Raw genomic sequence first — 7,296 nt, forward strand, 5'->3', positions numbered from 1 at the left:
TCGCTAGTGTGGTGCATGTAACTAATAGGAAAGGACCGTAACGTAGGTCGTTTCTGCACATAAAAGGAGGACTAATGTCTGAGAGAATTGCATACGCGCCGTTTGAGAAGCTCGTGATGAGCGCTGACGAGGCCGCACAGTTCGTCAACCATGGTGATCGTGTGGGAATCTCCGGCTTTACCGGTGCTGGCTACCCCAAGGCCCTGCCGACCGCTATCGCGGAAAAGGCAAAGGCGGCCCACGAGGCGGGGGAGGAATTCAAGATCGACGTCTTCTCCGGTGCCTCTACCGCCCCGGACTGCGATGGCGTCCTGGCTGAGGCAAACGCCATTCGCTTCCGCTCCCCATACAACTCTGATCCGGCATTGCGCGGCCGCTTCAACGATGGCTCCGCCCTCTACCAGGATGTTCACCTCTCACACTCTGGCCAGCAGGTGGAGGAAGGTTTCTACGGTGACTTCCAGGTAGCCATTATTGAGGCCGTGCGTATCGATGAGAAGGGAAATATCGTTCCCTCCTCCGCAGTAGGTAACAACCTCGAGTACATCGAGGCCGCCGACAAGATCATCATTGAGATCAATGAGTGGCAGTCCCTCAACCTCGAGGGCATGCACGATATCTACCGCATTGAGAAGCTGCCGAACCGTCAGCCGATCCCGATTACCAAGCCGGCTGACCGCGTTGGTACCACCTACATTGAGATCCCGGAAGAGAAGGTCGTGGCTGTAGTCAAGACCAACGCCCCGGACCGCAATGCTCCGTTCAAGGCCCCGGATGAGGTCTCTGAGAAGATCGCTGCGAACTTCATTGAGTTCCTCGAGGGCGAGGTTGCTGCCGGACGCCTGGAGTATGACAAGTTCATCATGCAGTCCGGTGTGGGCAACGTCCCGAACGCAGTGATGGCCGGCCTGCTGGATTCCAAGTTCGAAAACATTCAGGCCTACACCGAGGTTATCCAGGACGGCATGCTGGATCTTATCGACGCCGGCAAGATGACCGTCGCCTCTGCTACCTCCTTCGCCCTGTCCCCGGAGTATGCGGACAAGATGAACGCTGAGGCTGAGCGCTACGCCAAGCACATCATCCTGCGCCCACAGCAGGTGTCCAACCACCCGGAGGTTATCCGCCGCGTTGGCCTGATCTCCTCCAACGGCATGATTGAGGGCGACATCTACGGCAATATCAACTCCACCAACGTCTCCGGCTCCCGCATCATGAACGGTACCGGCGGCTCGGGTGACTTCACCCGTAACGCCTACATCTCCACCTTCGTGTCCCCGTCGGTGGCAAAGGGCGGCGCTATTTCCGCCATCGTGCCTTTCGTGTCTCACACCGACCACACTGAGCACGACACCATGGTCATCATCACCGAGTATGGTGTTGCGGACCTGCGTGGCCTGGCTCCGAAGGAGCGCGTGGAGAAGGTTATCGCCGTGGCGCACCCGGACTACCGTCCGCTGCTGGAGGAGTACTTCGAGCGTGCCAAGGCGAATAAGTTCCAGCACACCCCGCACGATCTGAAGACCGCTTTTGACTTCCAGGTGAACTTCATGGAGAAGGGTGACATGCGCGGCTAATTGCGTATCTCTGCTAGGTAGTGGCCCTTTCCGCTGGAGGTGAGGGCCATTTCGTTTTCTTTAGTGCGACCTACTAAGATGGTTGGGCGTTGGGCCTTTAGCTCAGTTGGTAGAGCTACGGACTTTTAATCCGCAGGTCGCGGGTTCGAGCCCCGCAGGGCCCACAAAAAGAGCCGCCTTCGGGCGGCTCTTTGAGTAGTTTTAGGGGCGTTGAGCTTGCAGGGATGCGGCTGGGGTTTGTTAGCTTTTGACGAGCTTCCGAATGGCCCGCATAGCCTCCTCTAGCTTCTCTGAGGCTATTTCCCCGTCCTCGGCAGCGGCTCCTGCCACGCAGTGCTCTATGTGGTCCTCCAGGAGCGCCAGGGAGACATTCTCGAGCGCGGAGGTTACCGCCGAGATCTGCGTGATGATGTCAATGCAGTATTGGTCCTCTGTGATCATGCGGTGGATGCCGCGGGTTTGCCCTTCGATGCGCTTGAGGCGCGCTAAGTATTTCGCCTTTTGATCGTCATTGGAGTTGTAGCCGTGTACACCCGGCTCATGGCAGGAACAGGTATCTCGCTGGTCAGTCATAGTTTTTCACCTTTCTGCCGGGGCGATTTGGTTAAGTAAGGATGTCTACAGTATATTTTTACAAAGTTGCCTCAAGGCAACGGGCCCCCATCGTCTAGCGGCCTAGGACACCGCCCTTTCACGGCGGCGGCACGGGTTCGAATCCCGTTGGGGGTACCAACACCTTTGTGTTGGCACACAAGTAAATATATATGGCCCTGTGGCGCAGTTGGTTAGCGCGCCGCCCTGTCACGGCGGAGGTCGCGGGTTCAAGTCCCGTCAGGGTCGCCATATTCAAGCCTCGAGGCATTGTTAGAGAAACAAGCCTCGGGGCTTGCGTCGTTTTGTCTCCGTCAGCGATTAATCCTGCTGGCGCATGCCGCCGGTGGAGCGGGAAAGCTTATAGGTCTAGGTGCTGTGGGGTGGGCTGTATACCGAGGTCTAGTGCACGGTAAAACTGAGTCTGACGTGCTGATTTGCTGTGCTTATCTAGCTGTGTGTAGAGTACTTATTCGTGCCCAGCGCACAAGAGAAAACTAAAAATGGCCCTGTGGCGCAGTTGGTTAGCGCGCCGCCCTGTCACGGCGGAGGTCGCGGGTTCAAGTCCCGTCAGGGTCGCCGAAGTCCTAGTGGCTTCTGGCCAGATAGCTCAGTCGGTAGAGCACACGCCTGAAAAGTGTGGGGTCGCCAGTTCGATCCTGGCTCTGGCCACAAGATAGCCCCCTCCATTTTTGGAGGGGGCTTTTTTGGTGCATTTTTTGGTTTAATGGGCGGCATGACTACTTCTGTTGCGCACCAAACCGATCAATCCCGCTTCGTTATTACCGTCGATGGCGAGGAAGCGGGTTTTGCCGAATACAGTGACTCCGCAGCCACGCGCGAGTTCACGCACACGGAAATCTCTGAGGCCTTTCAAGGCCAAGGCCTGTCCAAGCCGCTCATTAAGGCGGCGTTGGATGATGACTCGACGGTAGGCCGCCAAGTCATCCCAACGTGCAGTGCCGTAGCGCGGTTTATTGAGAAGAACCCTGAATACCAGCGTCTGACTAAGCGTGAGGGCAGCCTCTAAGGACAGGTTCTGGGGCCCTTAGATGTAGTAGTCCGGGTCCACCAGCTTGATGCGCTCATTCTTCTTGCGAGGACGGTTCTTAGCCGGAATACCCGTAGCGGTGTGATTAGCGGGCACATCCTTCGTCACCACGGCGTTAGCGCCTACTGCGGAGCCTTCGCCGATGGTGATGGGGCCTAGTACCTTGGCGCCGGCACCGATGGTCACGTTGTCCCCGATCGTTGGGTGGCGCTTGGTCTGCGTGAGCACCTGGCCGCCGAGCGTGACCCCGTGGTAGAGCATCACGCCATCGCCGATTTCGGCGGTTTCACCAATAACGATGCCCATGCCGTGGTCAATGAAGAAACGGCGGCCGATGGTGGCACCAGGGTGGATCTCAATACCGGTGAAGAAGCGGTTTACTTGTGCCAGGATACGTGCGGGGCCGCGCCAACCATGCTTCCACATGCGGTGGGCGATGCGGTGCGCCCAAATAGCGTGGAGGCCGGAATAGACCACGACATTCTCGACGTCGCCGCGCGCGGCCGGGTCATGCTCGCGCGCGTTGGCGAGGTCTTCACGAATCATCTTCAAGATGTGCATGCGAACCATCCTATCCAGAAAGAAAAAGCGCCCCCTAGCACAGAGGGCGCTTTTATTCGGAGGCTCATCACGGCGCCGTGCTTGGCGACGTCCCGCGGAGAGCCATGTTGACTATTCCTTAAGCTTCGCGGATGTCCTCGAAGAGAATGGTGGAGACGTAGCGCTCACCAAAGTCCGGGGCGACAACGACGATGGTCTTGCCCTTGAACTCGTCACGAGCGGCCAGCTTGAGTGCTGCAGAGACGTTGGCGCCGGAAGAGATACCAACGAGCAGGCCTTCTTCGGTGGCCAGCTTGCGGGCGGTGGACACCGATTCCTCGGTGGTTGCGGTAAGAACCTCGTTGAGGATCTCACGGTCCAAAACCTCTGGGACGAAGTTAGCGCCAATGCCCTGAATCTTGTGCGGGCCAGCCTTGCCCTCGGACAGAACAGGGGAATCGGAGGGCTCTACGGCTACGAGGTAGGTATCCGGGTTCTGAGAGCGCAGGTAGCGACCAACACCGGTGACGGTGCCGCCGGTTCCGACGCCAGCCACGAAGGCGTCAACCTTGCCCTCGGCGTCCTCCCAGATTTCAGGACCGGTGGTTGCCTCGTGGATCTTTGGGTTGGCTTCGTTGGCGAACTGGGAAGCCAGGATGGCATTGGGGGTTTCGGCGATAATCTCGTTGGCCTTCTCTACGGCGCCCTTCATGCCCGCAGCGCCCGGGGTGAGGACGATCTCTGCTCCATAAGCGCGCAGCAGAACCTTGCGCTCGTTGGACATGGTCTCCGGCATGGTGAGGATGACCTTGTATCCCTGAGCTGCGCCGACGAGCGCCAGGCCGATACCGGTGTTGCCGGAAGTGGCCTCGACGATAGTGCCGCCGGGCTTCAGCTCGCCGGATTCTACGGCGGTGTCGACAATCGCCTTGGCGATGCGATCCTTGACGGAATTTGCGGGGTTGAAGGACTCAACCTTCACGAGGACCTCAGCGCCGAGGCCTTCGGTTAGGCGGTTGAGGCGGACGAGCGGGGTGCCGCCGATGGTCTCGAGAATGTTGTCATATACAGCCACGATGTGGACTCCTTGAAAATAACTTCTGATGTACAGCAGACACCTTACACCCCAACGGTAGACAGAGTGGTATATAAATTCTGAACCGAGCATTCGGGCATCGTATGTGGGATTCGGGGTGGAGGAGAAGGGTGGGCCGTGATTTAGAATTACCCCCGTCGGCCGGTTATACTTCGCAAATAGTGTTCACCTACCCCCGTTTCAGGCGGGGAATGTGGGTGCACCTGCTGGTTACCCCCGAGTAAGAGAGAGTCTCATGGAGCCGCACCGACTCAAGGATGACGACGAAGCCGTACGCGCAGCGCTCTCGTCGCTGAAGACTGCAACGGGAATCCCCGTCACGATGTACGGAACCTTGCTGCCGGATAATCGCCTGCAGATTACCCAGTGGGTAGGTCTGCGGACCCCGGCTTTGCAGAACTTGGTGATTGACGCGAACGTGGGCGTCGGCGGGCGCGTTGTTAGTACTCGCCGCGCGGTTGGTGTTTCCGATTACACCCGCGCTACCACGATTAGCCATGAGAATGATCGCTATATTCAAGACGAAGGCCTGCACTCCATCGTGGCGGTCCCAGTTACCGTTCAGCGTGAGATCCGTGGAGTCCTCTATGTCGGTGTTCATTCGCCGGTGCGCTTGGGTGACAAGGTGATCGAGGAGGTCACCATGACTGCCCGCTGCCTCGAGCAGGATTTGGCGGTTAATTCCGCACTGCGCCGGGCCGATGGTGGTAAGGGTGGTGCTGCGCGCGGCCATGTGATGAACGGTGCCGAATGGGAGCAGGTACGCTCGACGCACTCCAAGCTGCGGATGCTGGCTAACCGCGTCAATGATGAAGACCTTCGCAAGGAGCTTGAGGCACTGTGTGATCAGATGGTCTCTCCGGTCCGTGTGAAGCAGTCCACCAAGCTGTCCGCGCGCGAACTCGATGTTCTTTCTTGCGTCGCCCTTGGCCATACCAACGTTGAGGCTGCCGAGGAGATGGGCATTGGTGCCGAAACTGTGAAGTCCTATCTGCGTTCTGTCATGCGCAAATTGGGTGCGCATACTCGCTATGAGGCGGTTAATGCGGCCCGTCGTATAGGCGCGTTGCCCTGATTGTAGGTAAGTTGGGTGGGCGTGAAAGACCAATTTATTGTCTCCGGTGGGGCGCGCCTGCAGGGCACCGTCAAGGTTGACGGTGCTAAAAACAGTGTGCTGAAGCTGATGGCTGCGGCACTGTTGGCGGAGGGCACCACCACGCTGACCAACTGTCCTGAGATTCTCGATGTCCCTCTAATGCGAAAGGTCCTTGAGGGCCTTGGCTGCACCGTGGAGATTGATGGCCACACCGTGCGCATCACCACCCCGGCCGAGCTGCACTCCAACGCGGACTTCGATGCGGTGCGTCAATTCCGCGCTTCCGTGTGTGTGCTGGGACCGTTGACCGCGCGCTGCGGTCACGCGAAGGTGGCATTGCCAGGCGGTGACGCCATCGGTTCCCGCCCCTTGGATATGCACCAGTCCGGGCTGGAGAAGATGGGTGCGCGCACACGCATCGAACACGGTGCTGTGGTGGCGGAAGCTGATCGTCTCCACGGGGCAAATATCCGGCTTGATTTCCCTTCCGTCGGCGCGACGGAGAACATTCTTACCGCCGCCGTGCTTGCTGATGGTGAAACTCAACTCCACAATGCCGCCCGCGAACCGGAGATCGTCGACTTGTGCACGATGCTTAAGGAGATGGGAGCCGATATCTCTGGGGAGGGGACATCCACCATCACCATTCGGGGAGTGGACAAGCTGCAACCAACAGAGCACGAGGTTATCGGCGACCGCATCGTTGCGGGTACCTGGGCCTATGCTGCTGTGATGACTCGCGGTGATATTACGGTGGGTGGCATTGCTCCTAAGCACCTGCACCTGCCGCTGGAAAAGCTCAAGTCTGCCGGCGCTGACATTGAGGACTATGTGAACGGTTTCCGGGTGCGCATGGACGGTCGCCCGAGCGCCGTGGATTATCAAACCCTGCCGTACCCCGGTTTCCCTACGGATCTTCAGCCTATTGCTATTGGTCTTTCCGCCGTGGCGGAAGGCACCTCCATCATTACGGAGAATGTCTTCGAATCGCGCTTCCGTTTCGTCGATGAGATGCTCCGCCTTGGCGCCGATGCCCAAGTTGATGGACACCACGTAGTCATCCGCGGGCAGGAGCGTCTGTCTTCGACGCATGTCTGGAGTTCCGATATCCGCGCAGGCGCCGGGTTGGTGCTCTCTGCACTGTGTGCGGATGAGACGACCACCGTGCACGATGTCTTCCACATAGATCGCGGCTATCCCAACTTTGTGGAGAATCTCCAGGCCTTGGGCGCCACGATCGAGCGCACTCAGGAGGAAGAGCTCTACTAAGGCGCCGTGCTTGGCGACGTTTCCCCGGTTCAATCCCACGGTTGAACTGGGGATTTGTTGTTTGTTGGGGGTGTGC

At 58.6% G+C, this 7,296-nt stretch carries 7 protein-coding genes and 5 tRNA genes; 9 read left to right on the forward strand and 3 right to left on the reverse strand.

The genetic code is table 11. The annotated features are described in order from the left end of the window. The first annotated feature begins 74 nt into the window (after window positions 1-74). Together HMPREF2943_RS00665 and HMPREF2943_RS00670 are read left to right on the forward strand one after the other, a co-directional pair. Entirely contained in the window at window positions 75-1,577 is a 1,503-nt protein-coding gene (locus tag HMPREF2943_RS00665; protein ID WP_070710534.1) for an acetyl-CoA hydrolase/transferase family protein, read from the forward strand. A gap of 91 nt (window positions 1,578-1,668) precedes the next feature. After that, window positions 1,669-1,741, forward strand: a tRNA-Lys gene (locus HMPREF2943_RS00670). Window positions 1,742-1,817: 76 nt separating this feature from the next. Here the strand turns inward: HMPREF2943_RS00670 and HMPREF2943_RS00675 are convergent. Continuing rightward, entirely contained in the window at window positions 1,818-2,150 is a 333-nt protein-coding gene (locus tag HMPREF2943_RS00675; RefSeq protein WP_070443848.1) for a metal-sensitive transcriptional regulator, read from the reverse strand. Between the two features lie 83 nt (window positions 2,151-2,233). Here HMPREF2943_RS00675 and HMPREF2943_RS00680 point away from each other — a divergent pair. The 5 genes from HMPREF2943_RS00680 to HMPREF2943_RS00700 all read left to right on the forward strand — a co-directional run bounded on the left by HMPREF2943_RS00680 (window position 2,234) and on the right by HMPREF2943_RS00700 (window position 3,198). After that, window positions 2,234-2,309, forward strand: a tRNA-Glu gene (locus HMPREF2943_RS00680). Window positions 2,310-2,343: 34 nt separating this feature from the next. Beyond that, window positions 2,344-2,420 (forward strand) — tRNA-Asp (locus HMPREF2943_RS00685). Between the two features lie 253 nt (window positions 2,421-2,673). Then, window positions 2,674-2,747 (forward strand) — tRNA-Asp (locus tag HMPREF2943_RS00690). A gap of 20 nt (window positions 2,748-2,767) precedes the next feature. Further along, window positions 2,768-2,840: transfer RNA gene (locus HMPREF2943_RS00695), tRNA-Phe, on the forward strand. Between the two features lie 55 nt (window positions 2,841-2,895). Continuing rightward, entirely contained in the window at window positions 2,896-3,198 is a 303-nt protein-coding gene (locus tag HMPREF2943_RS00700) for a GNAT family N-acetyltransferase (protein ID WP_070645661.1), read from the forward strand. 18 nt (window positions 3,199-3,216) lie between these two features. On the opposite strand, the gene epsC is transcribed toward HMPREF2943_RS00700, so the two are convergent. After that, window positions 3,217-3,780 carry a serine O-acetyltransferase EpsC gene (epsC, locus tag HMPREF2943_RS00705; RefSeq protein ID WP_141756069.1) on the reverse strand — a complete coding sequence of 188 codons (564 nt, stop codon included), beginning with the start codon at window positions 3,778-3,780 and terminating at the stop codon, window positions 3,217-3,219. Between the two features lie 118 nt (window positions 3,781-3,898). Next, window positions 3,899-4,837: a cysteine synthase A gene (gene cysK / locus HMPREF2943_RS00710; RefSeq protein ID WP_290206601.1), complete on the reverse strand. Its 939-nt coding sequence runs from the start codon at window positions 4,835-4,837 to the stop codon at window positions 3,899-3,901. Window positions 4,838-5,090: 253 nt separating this feature from the next. Between cysK and ramA the strand changes: the two genes are divergently transcribed. Next, window positions 5,091-5,930: an acetate metabolism transcriptional regulator RamA gene (ramA, locus tag HMPREF2943_RS00715; RefSeq protein ID WP_010189033.1), complete on the forward strand. Its 840-nt coding sequence runs from the start codon at window positions 5,091-5,093 to the stop codon at window positions 5,928-5,930. 21 nt (window positions 5,931-5,951) lie between these two features. After that, window positions 5,952-7,220: a UDP-N-acetylglucosamine 1-carboxyvinyltransferase gene (gene murA / locus HMPREF2943_RS00720; RefSeq protein ID WP_070448154.1), complete on the forward strand. Its 1,269-nt coding sequence runs from the start codon at window positions 5,952-5,954 to the stop codon at window positions 7,218-7,220. Window positions 7,221-7,296: the final 76 nt, after the last annotated feature.

The sequence above is a fragment of the Corynebacterium sp. HMSC072D12 genome (assembly GCF_001813925.1).
In the GTDB taxonomy this organism is placed as follows: Bacteria; Actinomycetota; Actinomycetes; order Mycobacteriales; family Mycobacteriaceae; genus Corynebacterium; species Corynebacterium aurimucosum.